Here is a 19,409-nt window from a genome sequence, read left to right on the forward strand (position 1 = left end):
GCCTACTAATCACCGTTTTATTCAAAAAAAGTACTCTCCGTAAACTAAAACGGAAGAGTGCCGTGTAAATGTATCCAATTCCTTTTATCATTCTACCATGGCTTACACAAGACTGCAACGAATCCGCTTAAGTTCCATTAATCAGTCTTCATCCATGAACTTCAGTACTTTTGCGAACCATACGTGGCGATCTTCGCTATAACAAATATGATGTTTGCCATGTTCAGAATAAATCAGATGTTTTTCTTTTGACCCTAGTTGTTCGTACAATAAGTCTGCTGTGAATGCAGGAACGATGCCATCTTGCTTCCCCTGCACGATACAAACAGGCGTTTTGACTTGATGGTGATACGGTCGCACTAAGCGAACGACACGTAAAAACTCTAGGGCCATACGAACTGGTGTATGTGTCAGCTTATAGTTATACAGATGATAGAACGAGTTGGGAGGATAAGCTTTACGCTTTAAGGACCTCATCATGATTCTCGCGTCTTCCAATAAAATACGTGGATTAATATATTTCGCCGCAGCACTTAATAAGATAAGCTTTTTTATCGGATAGCGCATGGCCAAATACATGGCGATCAAGCCGCCCATGGAGAAGCCGACAACTATGACTTCATCTACTTCTTTTTGTAGTCTTCTTAACTCTAATTCAGCGACCATCATCCATGACTTGGCTGAGCCTCTTAGTACGCCTGGATCCATTTCATGCCCCGGTAACACAGGCACTACTACTTTCCAATGGGTATGATTTTCTAGAAATCGTTTAAACGGAGCGACTTCAAAAGGACCGCCCGTGAATCCGTGAATGATGAGGACGCCTGTCGTCACAATTCTTCCTCAGCGAGCAACTCTACAATCCGTTCTAGCTTCATTCCCCTAGACCCTTTGAATAGCACCACTGTCTGATCCGTTAGTTTTGGGCGCAACGCATCTGCAAGCAACTCGGCATCATTCGCTGTCCACATGATATCTATAGGATGATTTTTCAACTGATCCGACAACCACTTCATACGTGGCCCAAACAACGCGATACCTTTTAGGTCCATTTTTTTCAGTTCGTCCGCCAACTCTTCGTGATAGCGCTGTTCATTAGTGCCAAGCTCAAGCATATCACCTAGAACAAGCCATTTGTTTTCTTTAACGGATGTACCCTCGATAAAACGGAATGCTGCACGCATGGAAGTAGGTGCTGCATTGTATGCATCATTAATAATCAGTGAACCTTTTTTTCCCGCAACAGGTTGCATACGCATATTCGTTAAGGTTGTTTCACTTAATGATTCTTCGATTTGCTGTTCCGTCAGACCCAACTCTGTTGCGATCGCAATCGCAGCCAGTGCATTCTTCACCTGATGAGAACCGTATACAGGAATCGTGAAGTGAGCTTCGAGTTTACCAACTACAGTAAACGAGCTACCTTTATCGGTAGATGTGATTTGCTGCGCAGTCAGATCTGCTTGATCGTAGCCGAATGACATGCTACGTAAATCGGATTGTCTATTGACTAATCCTTGTAATAACGGCTCGTCGCCGTCGTACAGCAACATACCCTCATTTACCAGACCATCGATGATTTCAAACTTCGCCTTTGCAATGCCTTCACGAGAACCGAGGTCTTGCATATGTGCCTCACCGATATTGGTTATGACAGCAAACTGTGGTTTAGCAAGTGTTGACAAGAAAGAGATTTCTCCAAAGCCGCTCATCCCCATTTCAAGGATCGCAACTTCCGTGTCGTCTTCAACAGACAGTAAAGTCAGCGGCAAGCCGAGTTCATTATTGAAGTTACCTTCTGTTTTTTTTACTTTGCGATAAGGTGACAGGACGCCCGCAATCAGATCTTTTGTCGATGTTTTACCATTCGACCCTGTGACTCCAATAACAGTACACGTCAATTCACTTCGGTAGCTACGGGCCATTTGCTGCAATGCAAGCTCTGAATCCTCGACGAACAGTAGCGGGATATCGGCTGGTGGATTCGGTTCGTCTTTCAGCCAAAGTGCCGCAATTGCACCTTGTTCGATTGCCCCTTTGACGTATTGATGGCCATTCACTTGTTCCCCTCTAAATGGGATAAACAAGTCACCCGCTTGCACACTCCGTGAATCGATGCAGACACCTGTCACTTGTTGGTTCGCGATATGCTGTCCTTCAGCTTGAAGCCATTGCTGGATCGTTACTAGATTTCGTTTCACGTTACTTCCTCCACTCAGTCCATTGTATATTGTAGTTGCTGTTTTTCCGTATGCCGTTCTACTGCCAGTTCAATTAGCTGATCAATTAATTCAGAATAAGTCAACCCAGACTTCTGCCACAGTAACGGGAACATACTAGTTGGCGTGAAGCCAGGTAATGTATTCACTTCATTGATCCATACTTCATCGTCCGCTGTCACGAAAAAGTCTGCTCGGACGAGTCCTGAACAGTCTAGAACTTTAAATGCACGGATTGCCATGTCTTTCATATGCTCTGCAACGGTATCCGGCATTTCAGCCGGAATAGATAACTCCGTGCTTTGATCTTTATATTTTGCTTCATAATCGTAAAAATCTGCAACCGGACGAATTTCCCCTGCTACCGATACCTTAGGGTGGTCGTTACCGAGAACCGCCATTTCAATCTCACGTGCCACAATTCCTTGTTCCACAATGATTTTGCGGTCAAATTTCAATGCCAGCTCAATCGCTTTTTCGAGCGATTCACGATCATCCGCTTTACTGATGCCGACGCTTGATCCAAGATTGGCTGGTTTAACGAACATTGGATAAGAAAGTTCTTGTTCCGCCTGATCTAGTAATTGCTCAGCATGTTCTTTCCACATACTGCGAATGAAGTGGACGTATGCAACTTGCGCTAACCCCGCTTGAGCGAATAATTGTTTCATTACAACTTTATCCATGCCTGCTGAAGAAGCAAGAACTCCGTTACCTGCGTATGGAATATTTAACACTTCAAACAACCCTTGTACTGTTCCGTCTTCTCCGTTCGTTCCATGAAGTAGCGGCAAAATGACATCGGGCATATCCCCTTGTAAAAAACTTTCAATATGATCAGGCTTTGGTTGTTCACTTTTCAGACGTAATGCCTCAATATTTGAAACAGGTCCAGTTAACGGATCGCCTTTCAACCATTCACCTTGCATAGTAATATAGATTGGCAGTACTTCATATTTATCTAAATCTAGCGCCTCTGTTACTGCACGCGCTGTAGAAAGCGACACTTCATGCTCTGCGGATTTCCCGCCGTATACTAAACCTAACCGTTTTTTCATGTAATCTCCTCACATTCCGTAGTTTTCATTCATACAGTTTACCACGAACAGAGCCAATTCATGAATGAAAAACCCACGTTCTTCATTCTTTTTACTTCTCGTAGAAACCAATCATTTCACAACTCGTCTAGTAATGGGTGTACTTCTTAAAAAGTTTTGCGATATAATAGGTGATTATAGTAAGAGAATACTAGCTTAAGAAAAGGTGAGTTCATAATTGAAACAAACAAACAGGCTAGGTGAACGATTTGACTGGACACTTGCCTTTATCATTTTGCTTTTCGCGATTGTCAGTTTTTTCGTCATTGGATCTGCTCAAACCTCTGAGCAATATACACAGAACTTCGTTTTAAAACAAGTGAGATGGTATATACTCGGTTCTTTCATCGTAGCGATGGTCATGTATTTTGAACCCGATCAGTATAAAAAGTTCGCTTGGTATTTCTATGGCTTTGGTATTTTCTTGTTAGTTTTTCTTATGTTAGCACCCGGTGGTCCGGGGCAAATTGCAGAAATGCGCTACAGCGCAAAACGATGGTTGCATTTACCCGTCATTGGGACCATCCAGCCTGCCGAGTTCATTAAGACATTCTTTATTATTGGACTTGCCAAGTTGGTTAGCACACATAACGAACGCTCGTTAAACAGGACGTTTACTACAGACCTACTGTTGCTCGGTAAAATCGCGCTAATGCTTGTCGTTCCATTGTGTCTCATCATGAAGCAGCCCGACCTCGGAACTTCACTCGTCTTCATTTCGATTACTGCTGCCATCGTCATCGTTTCGGGGATATCATGGAAAATACTTGTGCCCGTCTTTACATTTGGAGCGGCAGCCGCAGGAGGCATTCTGTGGATGTCACTGTTTGCACAAGATATGCTCGACAAATTTGGTTTTTCACCTTATCAGTTCAAACGTGTCTATTCTTGGCTCGACCCGTACTCTTACCCTACAGATGAAGGGTATAACTTGATTAATGCGATGACCGCAATAGGCTCAGGACAACTGACAGGTAAAGGTTTTCTAGAACGCGTTGTATACATCCCTGAGAATCACACGGACTTTATCTTCAGTGTAATAGGAGAAGAGTATGGTTTTATCGGTGCTTGTTTAGTAATCACACTGTATTTCATTTTAATTTACCACTTAACGAAAGTTGCTTTATCATTGCATGATACGTTCAGCGTATATGTCTGTACTGGCGTCATTGCGATGATCACGTTCCACGTATTTGAAAATATTGGAATGAATATTCAGCTGTTACCTATTACAGGTATCCCTCTCCCTTTCATAAGTTATGGGGGAAGTTCTTTATTTAGTAATATGCTGGCGATCGGCTTAATTTTCAGCATGAAGTTCCATCAGCGAACGTATTTATTCGATGCGGATGACAATGACTAAATGTAAATGAATACCGACTCCCTTTCCGAACATTCACAACTTGTGTAGAATGTATAGGAAAGGGAGGTTTTTTTATGTCAACTTTACCAAATTGTCCAAAATGCCAATCCGAATATACATATGAAGATGGGAACCTTCTCGTTTGCCCTGAATGTGCATATGAATGGACACTTGGATCGATGGAAGAATCCGATCAACCAGGTATGCCGGAGATCAAGGACGCATATGGCAATGTGTTGCAGGATGGAGATTCTGTGACGGTCATTAAAGATTTGAAAGTAAAAGGAAGTTCCAACGCTTTGAAAATGGGAATGAAAGTGAAAAGTATTCGCTTGGTCGACGGTGACCATAATATCGATTGTAAGATTGATGGATTTGGTGCTATGCAACTAAAATCGGAGTTTGTTAAGAAAATTTAAAGCATAAACTAACGCGAAAAGCTCACCCTCGAATATATTCGGGGGTGAGCTTTTCGTATACTTTCTTATTTAATTTGCTTGAACGGGTGGTGCTTGTACGGCAGGCGCCAATGCTTGCAACATATCACTTCTGGATTTTGTGAGTTTTGCGGAAACACCAAGCTTTGCCAAATTGGAAATAATCTTCTTAAAATCCATCTCTTTAGCCACTTCTTCCACCTCAACCTTCCTAGTTAGTTATATAGACGTTTGATCGCTCGTGAAGTTCTAGATTTTCAAAAGTTTCTTATGGTCTTTATTATACCACTTTAATTGCCTTTTAAATCTTTCATTTATGTAAAATTTTCATCTTTTACACAAGTTTTTATCCTCAATATGTAAAAACGAATGCTTTGACATACCCCCTATACGTATATTAAAGTGGATATATACGAAAGGTGGAGAATCACGAATGACGTTACTACCTGAAGATAATTCTCTAAATAAAGTGGAAACTTCTTGCCGTAAGAGTCATCATCCGGAAGAAATTAAGACGAACTTGACTCATCGCCTGAACCGTATCGAAGGTCAGATACGAGGTATAAAAGGTATGGTAGAGCGCGATGTTTATTGCGATGATATTATCACTCAACTTTCCGCTACACAATCCGCTTTAAACAGTGTGGCGAATGTTTTATTGGATGGACACTTAAAAGGCTGTGTGAAAAACAGGTTAGCTGAAGGTGACGAAGAAGTGTTAGACGAACTAGCTAAAACTATAGCTAAATTAATTAGAAAATAGGAGGAATTGTAAATGACTACAACTACATTGAACGTAAAAGGTATGACATGTAATCACTGTGTACAAGCAGTAGAGGGAGCATTAACAGAATTATCGGGAGTGGAGCGTGCTTTGGTTGATTTGAAAGCGAATAGCGTAGCCGTGGAGTATGACGAATCTGTTGTTACCGTTGAACAAATGACAGAGGCTATTGAAGATCAAGGATATGACGTCGAAGCGTAACAAGAAAGGTGACTTGCATCATGAATGAGCAAAAAAAGGAAATTGCTATTACAGGCATGACGTGTGCTGCTTGTGCTAACCGCATCGAAAAAGGTTTGCAACGTATGGACGGTGTTTCGACAGCTACTGTCAATTTTGCTACAGAAAAAGCGGCTGTTACATTTGATTCTAACCAAACCGGATTAACTGACGTGGAAGAACGAATTCGCAAGCTAGGTTATGATGTATTGATGGAAGAAGCGAACCTCAATATTAGCGGCATGACATGTGCTGCTTGTTCCGCACGGATTGAGAAAGTGTTGTCACGAATGCCTGGCGTTCAAAACGCCACCGTCAACTTAGCACTTGAAACAGCTCACGTAAACTATGATCCTGCCGCTTTAGAATTGACAGATATTTTACAAAAAATCAAAAAGGTCGGTTATGAAGCAGTACCTCGTACAGAAGAGGCCGATAGTCAAACTGATCATCGTCAGAAAGATATTAATGACAAGACGCGCAAGCTAATTATTTCATCTATTCTTTCACTGCCGCTCTTATGGACCATGTTTGCACATTTTTCCTTCACTTCTTGGATGTATGTGCCTGAAATCTTTATGAATCCATATTTCCAGTGGATATTAGCAACACCTGTACAGTTTTGGATTGGCGCTACGTTCTATAAAGGCGCGTATGCAGCACTACGTAACGGCAGTGCCAATATGGATGTACTTGTTGTACTGGGTACGTCTGCCGCATATTTCTATTCCGTTTACCTTGTGTTGACAGGTTACGCATTGGATCACGGCTTATATTTCGAAACAAGCGCAGTGTTGATTACATTAATTTTATTAGGTAAATTATTTGAGGCACGAGCAAAAGGTCGGTCTTCAGATGCAATCAAAAATCTTATGAAGTTGCAACCGCAAGTGGCTATCTTAGAGCGCAACGGAGAAACTGTGGAAATATCCATCCATGAAGTAACGCACGGAGACATTCTAGTCATTCGACCAGGAGCTTCTATTCCCGTAGATGGACTGGTATTATCCGGATCTTCCGCGGTAGATGAATCGATGCTAACGGGCGAAAGTTTACCTGTAGATAAACAACCAGGCAATGAAGTGTTTGCAGCTACCGTGAACGCTAATGGTTCATTACGGATAAAAGCATCGAATGTCGGCAAAGACACGATGCTTTCCACTATTATTCGCGTCGTAGAAGAAGCACAAGGTTCAAAGGCTCCAATTCAGAGACTAGCTGACCGGATATCCGGAGTGTTCGTACCTATCGTCGTCGGGATTGCGATCATTACGTTCATCATATGGTATTTCGTAGTCGCACCTGGTAATTTCGAAGCTTCTCTAACGAGCATGATTGCAGTTTTAGTCATCGCATGTCCTTGTGCACTCGGTCTTGCTACCCCTACTTCTATTATGGCAGGTTCAGGAAGGGCAGCGGAAGAAGGCGTGTTATTTAAAACTGCTGAAGCAATGGAACAAACCCGTTCCATTGATACCATTGTGTTTGATAAGACAGGAACAATTACAAAAGGTCATCCAGAATTAACAGATTTCCACGTTCGCAATGAAAAACAGCGTATGTCTTTGCTTTCCCTTGCTGCTGCGGCTGAAAGTGACTCCGAGCATCCCGTTGCAAAAGCCATTACGGCTCACGGATTACAACAGTTTTCTACATTGCCTACTGTGGAGTCATTCGAAGCGATTCCTGGTTACGGAATTCAAACAGTAATTGACGGACAAAATATTTTGCTAGGAACAAGAAATCTACTTTCTCACCATAATGTGGAATTTGATTCTACGATTGCTTCTGTAGAACAAATGGAAGGCGACGGCAAGACCGTTATGTTCATGGCGGTGGATGGCGTACACGAAGCAATCATTGCAGTCGCAGACACAATTAAAGATACGTCGAAGCAAGCAATTGCCGAGCTTCGTGCGATGGACCTTGATGTCATCATGTTAACAGGAGATCAGCATATGACAGCGCAAGCAATTGCACATACCGCAGGCATCGATCAAGTCATTGCAGGCGTATTGCCAGACAGTAAAGCGGAGGTCATCCGCTCCTTACAGGCTGAGGGTAAGCGTGTAGCTATGGTCGGTGACGGTATTAACGATGCGCCCGCTCTTGCGGTAGCCGATATTGGTATGGCAATGGGGACTGGAACGGCGGTCGCGATGGAAGCGGCTGACGTGACGCTCATGCATGGTGATTTGTTGCGTGTAGTTGATACGGTGAAAATGAGTAAGTTGACGGTCCGGAATATAAAGCAGAACTTGTTCTGGGCGTTGGCGTATAACTCAATTGGTATTCCGATTGCGGCAGTCGGTTTGTTGGCCCCATGGCTAGCAGGCGCTGCGATGGCGTTTAGTTCGGTGTCTGTTGTGTTGAACGCTTTACGTTTGCAGCGTGTGAAGTTGCATTAAGAAAAGTATTAGGCTGTCCTGGGAGTCATTCATGACTTCTTGGGGCAGTTTTTTCCTTGCTGGAGTTCTTGCCCTATAATATATGGGAAAGCTGGCAGTGGTGTCGGGGTGGGGATTTCTTATTGTTGTACATTAAAGTTAGGGGTGTAGTTTGTTCTGAATTTGCTCATGAGCTTGAAACGCACTTGACCTTAACTAAGTTCAAAGACAACTGTAATGACACACAATTGTTAGTGAGTAATCTGCGTCGTTGCACTTTGAAGTTAGGAATGAAGTGGAAGTTAGCGGCGACTTTCGATGGATCAACGAGAGACGTAGCTAAGGAGAGCTTTTGCGAGTAAAGTCGAAGCTTTAGGAGCTTGCGCTTTGCTTTCATAAACTACATATGGTAAGCCACGCCTATCGGAAAGTGTTCTCTGCTGGAGGTGCAATCCCCTCGTCGATACTAGCTCCCTATTCTCCGCTAAGACTTGAATGCTGACCTTATTCATCGTACGATGAGAAAGAAACTATTCATTCAGAAAGCAGGTTACATATGAAGAAAACGATCTTATTACTAATGTCCGTTCAGTTCTTCGTTTATCTTGGCTTCGGCATCATCATTCCCATTTTACCTGAGGTTATCCTCGCCGAAGGTTTTTCAGAAGTACATGTCGGTGGCTTGCTAACGATTTATGCATTGTCTTCGTTTTTCACTGCACCATTATGGGGCGCGCTATCTGACCGCACTGGCAGAAAGAAGTTAATTATGATCGGGTTGCTCGGCTTCAGCGTCAGCTTCTTTTTATTCGCGGCATTCATGCACCATATTGTATTGCTGTATGTTTCACGCGTAGTAGGTGGGATCTTCTCAGGTGCGCTGTATACGGCCGTAACTGGTTTTGTCGCTGATATCACGACAGAGGAAAATCGAAATAAGTATATGGGTCTGCTCGGTATGTCAATTGGTCTTGGCTTCATTTTCGGCCCAGCCATTGGCGGCATTCTGGGCGATGTTCATTTACAATTACCATTCATCACTTCTGGGACTTTAACATTATTATTAACAGTATACGCTATGATTATTTTGAAAGAGCCTAATCGTCATAGTGAAGGAAATAAACGGGCGATTATTCCGAAAGGCGCCTCTACATTGTGGACGTATCGTATACGTTATCTATTTATTACTTCATTCATAATCACATTTTTACTTGCCGGTGTAGAAGCGACATTCCAACTCTTCCAAATCGATAAAATTCAAATTACACCATTGCAACTTGGGTATTTGTTTATGGCTAGCGGTCTTGTAGATGCAGCAATTCAAGGCGGTGTAGTACGACGGGTGAAAAATGGTACCGAAACTTCGTGGATTATCGTTGCGCAGGTCGTTACGGCAATTGGCCTCATACTCATTCCATTTTCCACAAGCTTACTTTGGGCAGGTTTTGCGATGAGCGTGTTCACTGCTGGTAACGCACTCGTCCGGACCGTACTCGTATCTCTCACAACTAAAGAATCAGGTGGTATGTATGGCACCGCAGCAGGTCTCTCATACTCGATGGATAATATGGGGCGTATTATTGGACCCTTGTTATTTACCTGGGTATTCACAATGCAAGCAGGTAATATGTACTTTGTTTCCGCTATCATAGCGCTACTATCCATAGGGCTGGTATTTATTTTCCGGAAATCCCCTCGCTCTCTGCGAAATATACCAGATGCAATTGCTTGAAATAGAGCAAAAGATACTTCACCTTCCTTTATAAATAGGTTATTATCGTCAACTCCGCTATAGTAAAGGAATAGTATATACCCTACGGGAGGAAGCATATGACGCAAGTAATAAGTTTGATTATCACAAGCACGTTGATTATTAACATATTTCTCGCGATTGCTTTAATATTTTTAGAGCGTCGGGATCCTACAAGTACTTGGGCATGGTTGCTTGTGCTGTTTTTTATTCCTATTTTAGGTTTCATTATCTATCTATTACTCGGTCGGCAATTACGTCAAAAACACTTATTCCGCTGGGAAGGTAGAAATAAGATCGGTATTGAGAAACTGATTAATTATCAGCTCGAGGCCATAGAAAACGAGACGTTTGAGTTTCTAAAAAATGACACAGAAGAATATGATGATATGATTTATTTGCATTTACGCAATAATCATTCCGTACTAACACAAGATAATGATGTGCAAGTATATACGGACGGTCGCGATAAATTTGACGCATTGCTTGAAGACTTGGAACACGCTCGTGATCATATCCATATTCAGTATTATATATTCCGACTAGACGGTATAGGAAAGCAGATTGAAGAGATTCTAATCAATAAAGCAAAATCAGGTGTGAAAGTACGGATGCTGTTTGACGATATTGGTTCACGTGGTTTGCATGTGAAAAACTTTCATAAATTGATGGAGAGCGGTGGTGAAGTAGCTGCGTTCTTCCCCGCCTTGCTACCATTAATCAATCCTCGCTTAAATTACCGAAACCATCGGAAAATCGTCATTATCGACGGGCGAATTGGTTACATCGGAGGATTTAACGTCGGGGATGAATATTTGGGGCTCAGTAAGAAGTTCGGATACTGGCGCGACACGCATCTCCGAATCGAAGGAAGTGCGGTTCATCCATTACAGACTCGCTTTATACTCGATTGGAATCAAGCATCACCTAAAACGAATATTCAATACAATGAACGATTCTTCCCAGCCATTCCTCGCAAAGGAGATGTCGGCTTGCAAATTGTATCTAGCGGACCTGATTCCGAGTGGGAAGATATTAAAGATGGCTATTTGAAAATGATATTTCTGGCAAAAGACTACATCTATATTCAGACACCTTATTTTATTCCTGATACAAGTATGTTGGATGCGCTTCGGATCGCATGTCTATCAGGCGTAGACGTACGAATAATGATTCCCAACAAACCGGATCATATGTTCGTTTACTGGGCAACCTATTCGAACGTCGGCATTCTATTAAAAGCTGGTGCAAGAGTATACATTTATGAAAATGGTTTCATCCATGCCAAGCAAATTGTAGTGGATGATCAAGTATCGTCTGTTGGAACAGCGAATATAGACGTTCGTAGTTTTCGCTTGAATTTTGAAGTGAATGCTTTCATCTATGATCGAGAAAAATCACATGAGTTGGCAGAAATTTTTGAGCAAGATATCCAAATTTCAACCGAGCTGACACTGGATGCTTATTTGGAGCGTGAACGATTGATTAAAATAAAGGAATCCATCTCTCGCTTACTTTCACCCATCTTATAGACCAAAACGGCCGGCAGAAGATTTATCTTCTGTCGACCGTTTTTATCGTACACCTAAATACTCTTCTAAAGTAATATTTTGTTTAAATATGTGTTCTGCCTTATCTTTTCCTACATAACGATAATGCCAAGATTCATGCATATACCCAGTCTTATCTTCTTTTCCTTCAGGGTAACGAAGGATAAATCCGTATTGATGGGCATTGGCAGCAAGCCACTTAGCTGCTTCAGTATCACCGAATGAATTCGACGCCCAATGTTTTTCATGATTAACTTCGCCGATATCAAATGCAAGACCGGTTTGATGCTCTGAGTAACCAGGACGCGCACTATAACGATCAGCCGCTTCTTGCCCGTCTCTTTCCACGTATCGGTTATATAAGGTGACTTGATAGTCATACGAACGATACGTACTGAATGCCTGCAAATTAATGCCCGATGTAACGGCCGATGCTGCTAATTCATTGAACGCTTCTCTCGCTTCTTCGCTTTCTCCAGGTGCATAGTCCTCCGGCAAAGGGTATTGTTTATTGACTAGCAATATACCTTGAACAAGCTTCGGTTCTTCAGGTAATTTTTGTCCTTTTATATAGCTAGTGGGATTAGAAGGTTTCACTGAATTTGGCGGCACTGCTTTCCCTTGAGACTTTTCTTCTTGTACTGCCTCTTCCTCCTGTTCTTCTTCAATTAATGGTTTTTCTACCTCTCGAAGTCGCTCTTCACTTGAAACGTCAGATGAGGATGTGTTTTCTTCACTACGTTCTGTTGTATCCGCACTATCTGAATCCGAAGGCTTTTCTATTTCTGCAAAGTCAGCCGTCGGGTCTGCTTCATTTCGAATAGTGTCAACGGCCTTTTGCATACTCCACCCGTTCGTTCCGATCCATATCACACTGCCCACAAGGATAATAAAGAGTAGAACAATAACTCCATCTATCCATCTATTATTCCCTCTGCGCTTTCTGGCAAACGATTCATCCTTTTTATTTCTCATGCTATACCCTGCTTTCTTTCTGACTCGCTTATTAAATTGCTACTCTCTTTTATATACATTTTACAGTCTGTTTTAAACTACGTATTCTAGTGTATCACCATTTTTCTTTTACGTCTGTTTATGCTAGTATTTACGTAACTAAAGATTCAGTCATTATTGTGAGGTCTTGCATTTGAATAATCAACGTTGGCTCTCGATGAGCTTTTTCGTATTTTTCTTTACATGGGGCATCTTCTTACCTTATTGGACAGGTTGGTTGACTTCATCAAAAGGTCTATCCGTGACACAAGCTAGCTTCATAATGGGTGTTGGTATGATCGCTAGGTCTTTTTCAACGTTTTTTCTATTTCCGTACGCTACACGAAAGATATCACTTCTGCGCGTTATACGTTGGACTACTTTTTTATCTTTCATTCTCGCGCTTGCTTATCTTCCGGAAAGTCCCTTTGGGATCCTATTTGTATTAACGGTTTTATTTAGTGCCATATATCCTATCATTCTCCCAAGCGCTGAGAGTGGCGCTTCATTATTGATGCAACATGAGCGAATCCATTACGGTAAGAGTCGCTCATTCGGTTCAATCGGCTACACTGTCGCCTTACTATTGATCGGTACGGTAACGGCAATTTGGAATGAACAAGCCATTTTGTATATGATGATGATCGGTCTCGGTGTGGGATTGATATTTTTCTTTCAATCTGCTCCAGCCGTGTTACAACAACACCCCGTTACAGGTTCGGTTGCCCAAAAGGGTCAATTGCGGGCTTTGTTTGCGAATAAACCTTATGTCACCGTGCTATGTATTGCGATATTACTTCAAGGCTCGCATGCTTCTTATTATAACTATGGTTTTATTTTTTTGGATGAGATGGGAATCAACGGTTTTTATGTCGGGGTGATCCTTAATATCGCTGTACTGTTTGAAATCATATTTTTCACGCAGGCAGACCGGTTGCTTTCAGGAGCCAAAACGTCGACTTTATTCATAGTAGCGGCAGCCGGTTCTACCATTCGTTGGATTTCCATCTTCCTCTTCCCTATAACTAGTGTATTTATCGTAACACAGATTCTCCACTCCCTATCTTTCGGCATGGCACATTTTGCATTCATTCAATACATATCAAAAAGTTTACCACATCATCTCATTGCTTCTGCACAAGGTGTCTATGCAGCAGTAGCGTTGAGTTTGAGTACTGCACTTCTGACCTTCCCTGCTGGATATTTATACGACCAGTCCCCGCGCTTGGCATTTTTAAGTATGGCCGTTTGTTCCACTGGTGCACTAATTGTACTTTTTTGGACAAAGCAGCTTATTTCTCACGATATTGAAAAAAAGAAAGGTCGCTAATTCCAAAGCGGCCTTTCTTTTTGTTAAAACAGTAAGATGTACGCTAATGCTCCAAGTGAACCTACCCCGAAAAATAACGCCATCCAAAGCATCCATTTCGCTTCACGCATTAGACCTTGATTTCTATACATAATAGTTCGTGCGGCATTAGTAAAGGTAAACATGATCAGCATGAACAGAATGGCGTATTCTAAATTTAACTTGATGATAAAATACAACGCTGCTGCTGCAGAAGCTGTAATTGCCAAGCCCATGATCCATTTCAATTTCATGTGACTCTTCCTCTCCATTGTTGGCAACAAAAAAAGCTGGTATGCACCAGCTTTCTCAGTACCTTACTTTTCTTCCGCGACTGGTGGTTCAACATGTTTAAAGTAAAATTTACGTCCAAGATACGTTTGGAAGATTAACAGTAATCCTCCCACTGCCCAATACAGTGGCAAAGCAGCCATTACAGTATACGAAATGAACATAATCATAATAGGTGACATGTAAATGAATAACTTCATTTGTTTCTGTTGCTGTTCAGGCATTGTCCACAATGACACGCGCGCTTGGACAAAGTATACAGCTCCGGCTACTAACATCATAATAATATCCGGTTCACCGAGTTTAAACCATAAGAATTCATGTTCTTTCACTTCAGGTGGTGCATAAAGGATAGCAAAGTACAAGCCCATAATGATTGGCATTTGAATTACAAGCGGTAAACAACCCATATTTAATGGATTGACACCATGTTTAGAATACAGTCCCATCATTTCCTGCTGCAACTTCATTTGCTCTTCTTTATCCTGAGATTCCTTCGATGCTTTCATACGCTTTTGGATATCTTCCATTTCTGGTCGTAGTCCATCCATCTTTACCTTCATCTCTTGTTGAGATTTATAGTTTTTTAACATCAACGGCATCAAAACTATACGAATCGCTACAGTTATCAGTACGATTGCAAAACCATAATTACCATTAAAAGCTTCTCCTAGATAATGAAGTAGCCAATCCATCGGTCTTACAAATGTACTGTAGAAAATACCTGTTTTGTTTTCCACACCGGAACAACCGCTCAAAAACACAGCAGTAATTGCCAATAAACTCACGAGCCCTATTCTTTTCTTCAATGGTTTCACCTACGCTATCTCAAACTAAAGAAAAGTATACAGCAAACAGCGATAAATTTACAGCGAATCACCTTTTTTTATAGTAAAACGAAAGTAATTTCCGTCCAAATCCTTCTGAAAGCGCCGAGGTGTTAAGCCCGTATACTTTTTAAACACACGTGTGAAGTAACTTTGGTTACAGAAATGAAATCTCTCTGCAATTTCCGCAATTTTTAAATTAGAAAAACGTAAATAAAATTGTATTTCTTCTATTTTTCGCATGGTAATATATTCCACCAACGTGACAGATGTATGTTCTCGGAATATGCGAGAAAGGTGGCTAGTACTAACATTGAACTGTTTGGCAATTTCTTCAACGATTAATGGCTTTTCAACGTTTGCATTTATGTACTGAATCACTTCATTGACCGTTTCATGCGAAAGGGAAGGTTTTACTTTTCCCTTGAGGATATAGTAGTAGAACTCGACTAATTCATCTCCGATTTCCTTTACGTTTTCTGTATGTAAATTGGTATGGATCATTTCTATACAAGCTACATTAAATCTCAAGGCATTTTCTTCAGTACAAATAGATGCTTTCTGTAATCGTCTTGTCATGATGGAAGAGAGGGTAATGAAATAGTATTTTATGACTTCGAATGAGTATCTAGGTTTATACTCATACAAAACTCCCTGAATTTCCTTAAGCGTAGAGCGTGCGCTACCTAGCTCCAAATTAAAGATCTGTAGGAGAAATTGTTGCTCCAGGTAAAAAAACAACTTCGCTCGTTCTGTATTTCCCTCTTTGTCAATAACACTGATCAAGTCCAAACTAGAGGCTTCTGTTATCTTGCCAGTCATGAGTATCCCTCCACTCATTCTATATATATATGACTACGCAAGACGCATTACTATATGTACATTATTTTACCTTATTCCCCAGGATTATCTACCCCTTATGTATTTAACGCTATATATATATTAAAGCGCCCCTTAAAAAGAGGCGCTTTTAGTATTTTATTGTGTTTAGATTTAGTTAGATTTATTGTCTTTTTCCGCTTCCTTAGTTGTTTCGTCCTTGTTATATAGTGGCTTATTATCGCTCTTGTCTTCATTTTTCTTATAAAGGCCGTCTTTTTCAGCAGCCTTTTTATCTGGATCCTGTACTGCTTGGTTATAATAATGAACACTTGTCTGTGCTCCCTCGGATACCATGTTGTTATCTCGTAAATCTGTCGGATCTGAATGACCTACTTTTTCAGTCGCTTGGTCAACTAATTTATTGTTATTAACAAATGTGTCTACCTTTTCCTTCAACACACCTACTGTTTCCATTGCCTTATCTCGATTTTCTTTTTTGCTAAAGAAAGCGTAAGCTCCTGCAGCAAGTGTTGCAAATAATAAACCATTTGATTTTTTAGCCATATTTACCATCCTCCGTCGTAATGTAATTGTAGCGATTTTCTATCTACTGCTTAATATACCCCGTAGTCTTACTTTCAAACGTTTTCAGTTCAGTTAGTTACTTAGTAATTGTAAATTTAAATGTACTATTTTATTTACTGTTTATGCTTAATGCATACTTTACTACTTTTCAATCGCCTACGTAGTAATTTTCGTTTTCGGCGCATAGTAGTTTTGCAAAGTGTATTTTGTTATACTATGTAGAAAGAGAACTAGAGGTGAGATCACTATGATTCGTAAAATGACAGTAGAAGATATTCAAGATGTTCAAGAGATTGCCCTTACTGCTTGGCAGCATACATTTTCAAAACATATACCCGCAGACGTGATCGAGACATTTATCGAGCGAACCTATTCTGATTTAATGTTGAAGAAACAACTGGAAAAAACAATGGTTTTACTTGCGTTAGATGAGCAAGAAAATCCTGTAGGATATTTAAGCTATACACCGATTGATGTGGATGGCGAAAGTGAGGTAACGGCACTTCATATGCTTCCAACACATCTGAACTGCGGATATGAAGATGCGTTATTGAAAGCAGCATTGGCTACGTTGCAGGATGCCGTAAACGTGGATGTGTATGTAGACCAGAATGATATGACGCTCCAAGACTTCTATGCAAAACAAGGATTTAGTTTTGTAGAATCGTTCTCCGAGTTGTTCGAAGGCATTTCCGTAAATACTCTTCATTATACATTGCCTATTACACAGCATGCACATACATGAAATAAAAAGCCAGAATTGTACTTATACCGTTAATCAAGTAGATTATTTTGTGTAATATAGTGTGAATACTGATCTACTAGCAAAGACCCTTTTCTTTAGGAAAAGGGTCTTTGCGTGTTTATAGCTATTTAGCTCATCCAATTGGACTGCGTTGAGACGTACTCATCAGGTGAAGGTCCTGGAGCCATTGGCGGCTTCTTTGTAAAGCAAAGGATGGCTGCAATGTAGAGTAAGATGGATGCCAAGGATAGGATTCCACCTAGCAGGCCGGCAATGATGAATAATATACCGGCAGTTTTTGGACTCTTATTGTTCCAAACTTTTACTAGACCAATAATATTCAATACCAGGCCTATGAAAGCTACAGCAACCAAGATCCAAATGACAGTCGAAAAAGAGCCCATGAACGACATGAACATGTCTATTTCTTCTGTGTTTAATACACCCTCACTTACAATGCCTTCACGGAATTCATCCATGAACGTTGGATCCGTACTTGCCATATTCCAAATGAATGCTACGAGGGCGGAACCGATCACACCAAGCGCCAATAAAATGGCTGATATGATTCCAAGCACACGCTCTGCTGTACGATTAATCATTCCACGTCATCCTCTTCTGCTAGTTTATTTCTCTATTACCTATACGCAAGGAGTTGAGAAAAGTTTCAAAAAGTGATGTGGAACATCTAGAACGTACCCGTTCCATCATACGACTTATGCTTTTACATCGTTATAATCATCACTTCGGTCGAAAGCATTCACTACATATGAACAGACCGCTTTCATCTTTAATCCTTTTTCACGTGCATTTTCAGCTGCTTGGTCAAGTAGCTTTTTTGCGACTCCTTGGCCACGCAACGAGTCGTCTGTATAGGTATGTGTCATCGTCATGACCCCACTTTCTTCAGTCCACTCGATTTCTGCCTTAACATCTCCCGCCACTTTATACTGATACGCATACTTCGTTCCACCTAGATCAACAAGCTCAAAATTCATTCCTTCGCGCTGTTCTGTGTCTTTGTTTTCACTCATGCATATCTCTCCTTTATAGTTATACTTCTAAACTATAACGTACCACAATGACTACTTAACTAAACAAAGATTTAAGTGAATCTGCCATATTTCTGAAAAACTCTTTTACCTTTTCCCAGAAACTTGGATCTATATCGCCTAACTTTTCTTTAATTTTCGATGCCATGTCGGACAGTTGTTCATTAAGCTTCGTGAAATCAATATCCAGTTTTGAGATCCGATCCATTAGGTCAATTAACAATTGACGATCTGCTTCATTTAACTCTATATTGAATTTTTGCAATTGATCATGGACGATCTGTTCTACGTCTTCCTTTGTCGCAGGCTTTTGTTCCGAGATCTGTTTTTTAATCTCTGTCAACAAATTGGCTACTTCGTCTTGATCAACGCCTGCTTTTTCTGAAAGCCTCGTTGCCAGACTCAATTCATCATTTGCTACATCCGTACGCTCGGTATCGAGAACCTCTCCCGACACTTCATACGCTTTGTAGATTCCAACGAGAGCTGAGTGACCTGTTACTTTCTTGGGTGCCGCCACTTCAACGACGGCGTCTTCAATACCTGCTGTCATCATAGCAGTTGCATACATGTCCGCCGTAACTTGTGTGATATGATCCGGTGTCACAATATTGATGACAAGACCTTCGCCTTCTTCTTGTCTAGTGATTTTAGCCGAAGAATACATTCGGGCATTTCGGTCGCCGCCAGGGATATATTTGATCAAATCATTGCCGTCTACTGATAGTTCTTCCACTTCAGCTTCCTCAGCTACTTTTAGACTTTCTTTCACACTCGCTTTTTCACTATCCGATAAATTTGAACCATATACTACAATCGGAACTCCAAGCTTTTCATTGATGACTTCATCTGCTGATACTGCACATGGCGCTATAATTGCAACCATCATCATAAAAGCCAATAGAGAGGCTAATCCTTTTTTCATACAGTCACTCCTCCT

General features: G+C 41.1%; 21 protein-coding genes. 9 read left to right on the forward strand and 12 right to left on the reverse strand.

Annotation, left to right across the window (positions count from 1 at the left end):
* Positions 1-141: 141 nt before the first annotated feature.
* From H605_RS0113590 to H605_RS0113600, 3 genes are read right to left on the reverse strand one after another with little or no spacing between them, the layout of a single operon-like run.
* Positions 142-834, reverse strand: coding sequence for an alpha/beta hydrolase (locus tag H605_RS0113590; protein ID WP_029054731.1), 693 nt, complete (start codon positions 832-834; stop codon positions 142-144).
* Complete coding sequence (locus tag H605_RS0113595; protein ID WP_029054732.1) at positions 831-2,201, reverse strand: UDP-N-acetylmuramoyl-tripeptide--D-alanyl-D-alanine ligase; 1,371 nt, start codon at positions 2,199-2,201, stop codon at positions 831-833. Before H605_RS0113595 ends, H605_RS0113590 begins: the two co-directional genes overlap by 4 nt.
* 14 nt (positions 2,202-2,215) lie before the next feature.
* On the reverse strand, positions 2,216-3,277 hold the full coding sequence (locus H605_RS0113600) for a D-alanine--D-alanine ligase (protein ID WP_029054733.1): 1,062 nt from the start codon (positions 3,275-3,277) through the stop codon (positions 2,216-2,218).
* Between the two features lie 217 nt (positions 3,278-3,494).
* Between H605_RS0113600 and H605_RS0113605 the strand changes: the two genes are divergently transcribed.
* Positions 3,495-4,679: an FtsW/RodA/SpoVE family cell cycle protein gene (locus H605_RS0113605; protein ID WP_029054734.1), complete on the forward strand. Its 1,185-nt coding sequence runs from the start codon at positions 3,495-3,497 to the stop codon at positions 4,677-4,679.
* 74 nt (positions 4,680-4,753) lie between these two features.
* A complete protein-coding gene (locus H605_RS0113610; RefSeq protein ID WP_029054735.1) occupies positions 4,754-5,098 on the forward strand; it encodes a zinc ribbon domain-containing protein YjdM in 345 nt (114 codons plus the stop codon).
* A 69-nt stretch (positions 5,099-5,167) separates the two neighbouring features.
* Here the strand turns inward: H605_RS0113610 and H605_RS19010 are convergent, their stop codons facing one another.
* On the reverse strand, positions 5,168-5,317 hold the full coding sequence (locus H605_RS19010; protein ID WP_155979540.1) for an Lmo0850 family protein: 150 nt from the start codon (positions 5,315-5,317) through the stop codon (positions 5,168-5,170).
* Positions 5,318-5,549: 232 nt separating this feature from the next.
* Here H605_RS19010 and H605_RS0113620 point away from each other — a divergent pair, with 232 nt between their 5' ends.
* The 5 genes from H605_RS0113620 to cls all read left to right on the forward strand — a co-directional run bounded on the left by H605_RS0113620 (position 5,550) and on the right by cls (position 11,788).
* Complete coding sequence (locus tag H605_RS0113620) at positions 5,550-5,879, forward strand: metal-sensitive transcriptional regulator (protein ID WP_029054736.1); 330 nt, start codon at positions 5,550-5,552, stop codon at positions 5,877-5,879.
* Between the two features lie 12 nt (positions 5,880-5,891).
* Complete coding sequence (gene copZ, locus H605_RS0113625; RefSeq protein ID WP_029054737.1) at positions 5,892-6,101, forward strand: copper chaperone CopZ; 210 nt, start codon at positions 5,892-5,894, stop codon at positions 6,099-6,101.
* Positions 6,102-6,121: 20 nt separating this feature from the next.
* Positions 6,122-8,527 carry a heavy metal translocating P-type ATPase gene (locus H605_RS0113630; protein WP_029054738.1) on the forward strand — a complete coding sequence of 802 codons (2,406 nt, stop codon included), beginning with the start codon at positions 6,122-6,124 and terminating at the stop codon, positions 8,525-8,527.
* Positions 8,528-9,062: 535 nt separating this feature from the next.
* Entirely contained in the window at positions 9,063-10,238 is a 1,176-nt protein-coding gene (locus tag H605_RS0113635; RefSeq protein ID WP_029054739.1) for an MFS transporter, read from the forward strand.
* A gap of 98 nt (positions 10,239-10,336) precedes the next feature.
* Complete coding sequence (gene cls, locus H605_RS0113640) at positions 10,337-11,788, forward strand: cardiolipin synthase (protein ID WP_029054740.1); 1,452 nt, start codon at positions 10,337-10,339, stop codon at positions 11,786-11,788.
* Between the two features lie 42 nt (positions 11,789-11,830).
* On the opposite strand, the gene H605_RS0113645 is transcribed toward cls, so the two are convergent.
* Entirely contained in the window at positions 11,831-12,781 is a 951-nt protein-coding gene (locus tag H605_RS0113645) for a M15 family metallopeptidase (RefSeq protein WP_029054741.1), read from the reverse strand.
* A 172-nt stretch (positions 12,782-12,953) separates the two neighbouring features.
* Between H605_RS0113645 and H605_RS0113650 the strand changes: the two genes are divergently transcribed.
* The gene (locus H605_RS0113650) at positions 12,954-14,129 is read left to right on the forward strand and encodes an MFS transporter (protein ID WP_029054742.1); all 1,176 of its coding nucleotides are present in this window, start codon (positions 12,954-12,956) and stop codon (positions 14,127-14,129) included.
* A 23-nt stretch (positions 14,130-14,152) separates the two neighbouring features.
* Here H605_RS0113650 and H605_RS0113655 read toward each other — a convergent pair whose 3' ends face one another.
* The 4 genes from H605_RS0113655 to H605_RS0113670 all read right to left on the reverse strand — a co-directional run bounded on the left by H605_RS0113655 (position 14,153) and on the right by H605_RS0113670 (position 16,651).
* Entirely contained in the window at positions 14,153-14,401 is a 249-nt protein-coding gene (locus H605_RS0113655; RefSeq protein ID WP_029054743.1) for a hypothetical protein, read from the reverse strand.
* A 63-nt stretch (positions 14,402-14,464) separates the two neighbouring features.
* On the reverse strand, positions 14,465-15,247 hold the full coding sequence (yidC, locus tag H605_RS0113660) for a membrane protein insertase YidC (protein ID WP_029054744.1): 783 nt from the start codon (positions 15,245-15,247) through the stop codon (positions 14,465-14,467).
* Between the two features lie 57 nt (positions 15,248-15,304).
* Entirely contained in the window at positions 15,305-16,087 is a 783-nt protein-coding gene (locus H605_RS17925) for a helix-turn-helix domain-containing protein (RefSeq protein WP_051210595.1), read from the reverse strand.
* A 171-nt stretch (positions 16,088-16,258) separates the two neighbouring features.
* Entirely contained in the window at positions 16,259-16,651 is a 393-nt protein-coding gene (locus H605_RS0113670) for a hypothetical protein (protein ID WP_232321190.1), read from the reverse strand.
* 268 nt (positions 16,652-16,919) lie between these two features.
* Here H605_RS0113670 and H605_RS17930 point away from each other — a divergent pair, with 268 nt between their 5' ends.
* A complete protein-coding gene (locus H605_RS17930; RefSeq protein ID WP_051210596.1) occupies positions 16,920-17,417 on the forward strand; it encodes a GNAT family N-acetyltransferase in 498 nt (165 codons plus the stop codon).
* A gap of 128 nt (positions 17,418-17,545) precedes the next feature.
* On the opposite strand, the gene H605_RS17935 is transcribed toward H605_RS17930, so the two are convergent.
* The 3 genes from H605_RS17935 to H605_RS0113690 form a co-directional block, all read right to left on the reverse strand.
* The gene (locus H605_RS17935) at positions 17,546-18,019 is read right to left on the reverse strand and encodes a DUF4064 domain-containing protein (protein ID WP_051210597.1); all 474 of its coding nucleotides are present in this window, start codon (positions 18,017-18,019) and stop codon (positions 17,546-17,548) included.
* 114 nt (positions 18,020-18,133) lie between these two features.
* Entirely contained in the window at positions 18,134-18,415 is a 282-nt protein-coding gene (locus H605_RS0113685) for a GNAT family N-acetyltransferase (protein WP_029054746.1), read from the reverse strand.
* 91 nt (positions 18,416-18,506) lie between these two features.
* Positions 18,507-19,394: a DUF1002 domain-containing protein gene (locus H605_RS0113690; RefSeq protein ID WP_029054747.1), complete on the reverse strand. Its 888-nt coding sequence runs from the start codon at positions 19,392-19,394 to the stop codon at positions 18,507-18,509.
* Positions 19,395-19,409 lie beyond the last annotated feature (15 nt).

Origin of the sequence: Sporosarcina ureae DSM 2281 (genome assembly GCF_000425545.1) — a bacterium.
Classification (GTDB): Bacteria; Bacillota; Bacilli; order Bacillales_A; family Planococcaceae; genus Sporosarcina; species Sporosarcina ureae.

Bases quoted from the DNA above. Each gene is read 5' to 3' on its own strand.
- H605_RS0113685 (WP_029054746.1), bottom strand. From the start codon at position 18,415: ATGAATTTTGAGCTTGTTGATCTAGGTGGAACGAAGTATGCGTATCAG.
- H605_RS0113630 (WP_029054738.1), top strand. From the start codon at position 6,122: ATGAATGAGCAAAAAAAGGAAATTGCTATTACAGGCATGACGTGTGCT.
- copZ (WP_029054737.1), top strand. From the start codon at position 5,892: ATGACTACAACTACATTGAACGTAAAAGGTATGACATGTAATCACTGT.
- cls (WP_029054740.1), top strand. From the start codon at position 10,337: ATGACGCAAGTAATAAGTTTGATTATCACAAGCACGTTGATTATTAAC.
- H605_RS17930 (WP_051210596.1), top strand. From the start codon at position 16,920: ATGATTCGTAAAATGACAGTAGAAGATATTCAAGATGTTCAAGAGATT.
- H605_RS17925 (WP_051210595.1), bottom strand. From the start codon at position 16,087: ATGACTGGCAAGATAACAGAAGCCTCTAGTTTGGACTTGATCAGTGTT.
- H605_RS0113670 (WP_232321190.1), bottom strand. From the start codon at position 16,651: ATGGCTAAAAAATCAAATGGTTTATTATTTGCAACACTTGCTGCAGGA.
- H605_RS0113635 (WP_029054739.1), top strand. From the start codon at position 9,063: ATGAAGAAAACGATCTTATTACTAATGTCCGTTCAGTTCTTCGTTTAT.
- H605_RS17935 (WP_051210597.1), bottom strand. From the start codon at position 18,019: ATGATTAATCGTACAGCAGAGCGTGTGCTTGGAATCATATCAGCCATT.
- H605_RS0113600 (WP_029054733.1), bottom strand. From the start codon at position 3,277: ATGAAAAAACGGTTAGGTTTAGTATACGGCGGGAAATCCGCAGAGCAT.
- H605_RS0113655 (WP_029054743.1), bottom strand. From the start codon at position 14,401: ATGAAATTGAAATGGATCATGGGCTTGGCAATTACAGCTTCTGCAGCA.
- H605_RS0113645 (WP_029054741.1), bottom strand. From the start codon at position 12,781: ATGAGAAATAAAAAGGATGAATCGTTTGCCAGAAAGCGCAGAGGGAAT.
- H605_RS0113620 (WP_029054736.1), top strand. From the start codon at position 5,550: ATGACGTTACTACCTGAAGATAATTCTCTAAATAAAGTGGAAACTTCT.
- H605_RS0113610 (WP_029054735.1), top strand. From the start codon at position 4,754: ATGTCAACTTTACCAAATTGTCCAAAATGCCAATCCGAATATACATAT.
- H605_RS0113690 (WP_029054747.1), bottom strand. From the start codon at position 19,394: ATGAAAAAAGGATTAGCCTCTCTATTGGCTTTTATGATGATGGTTGCA.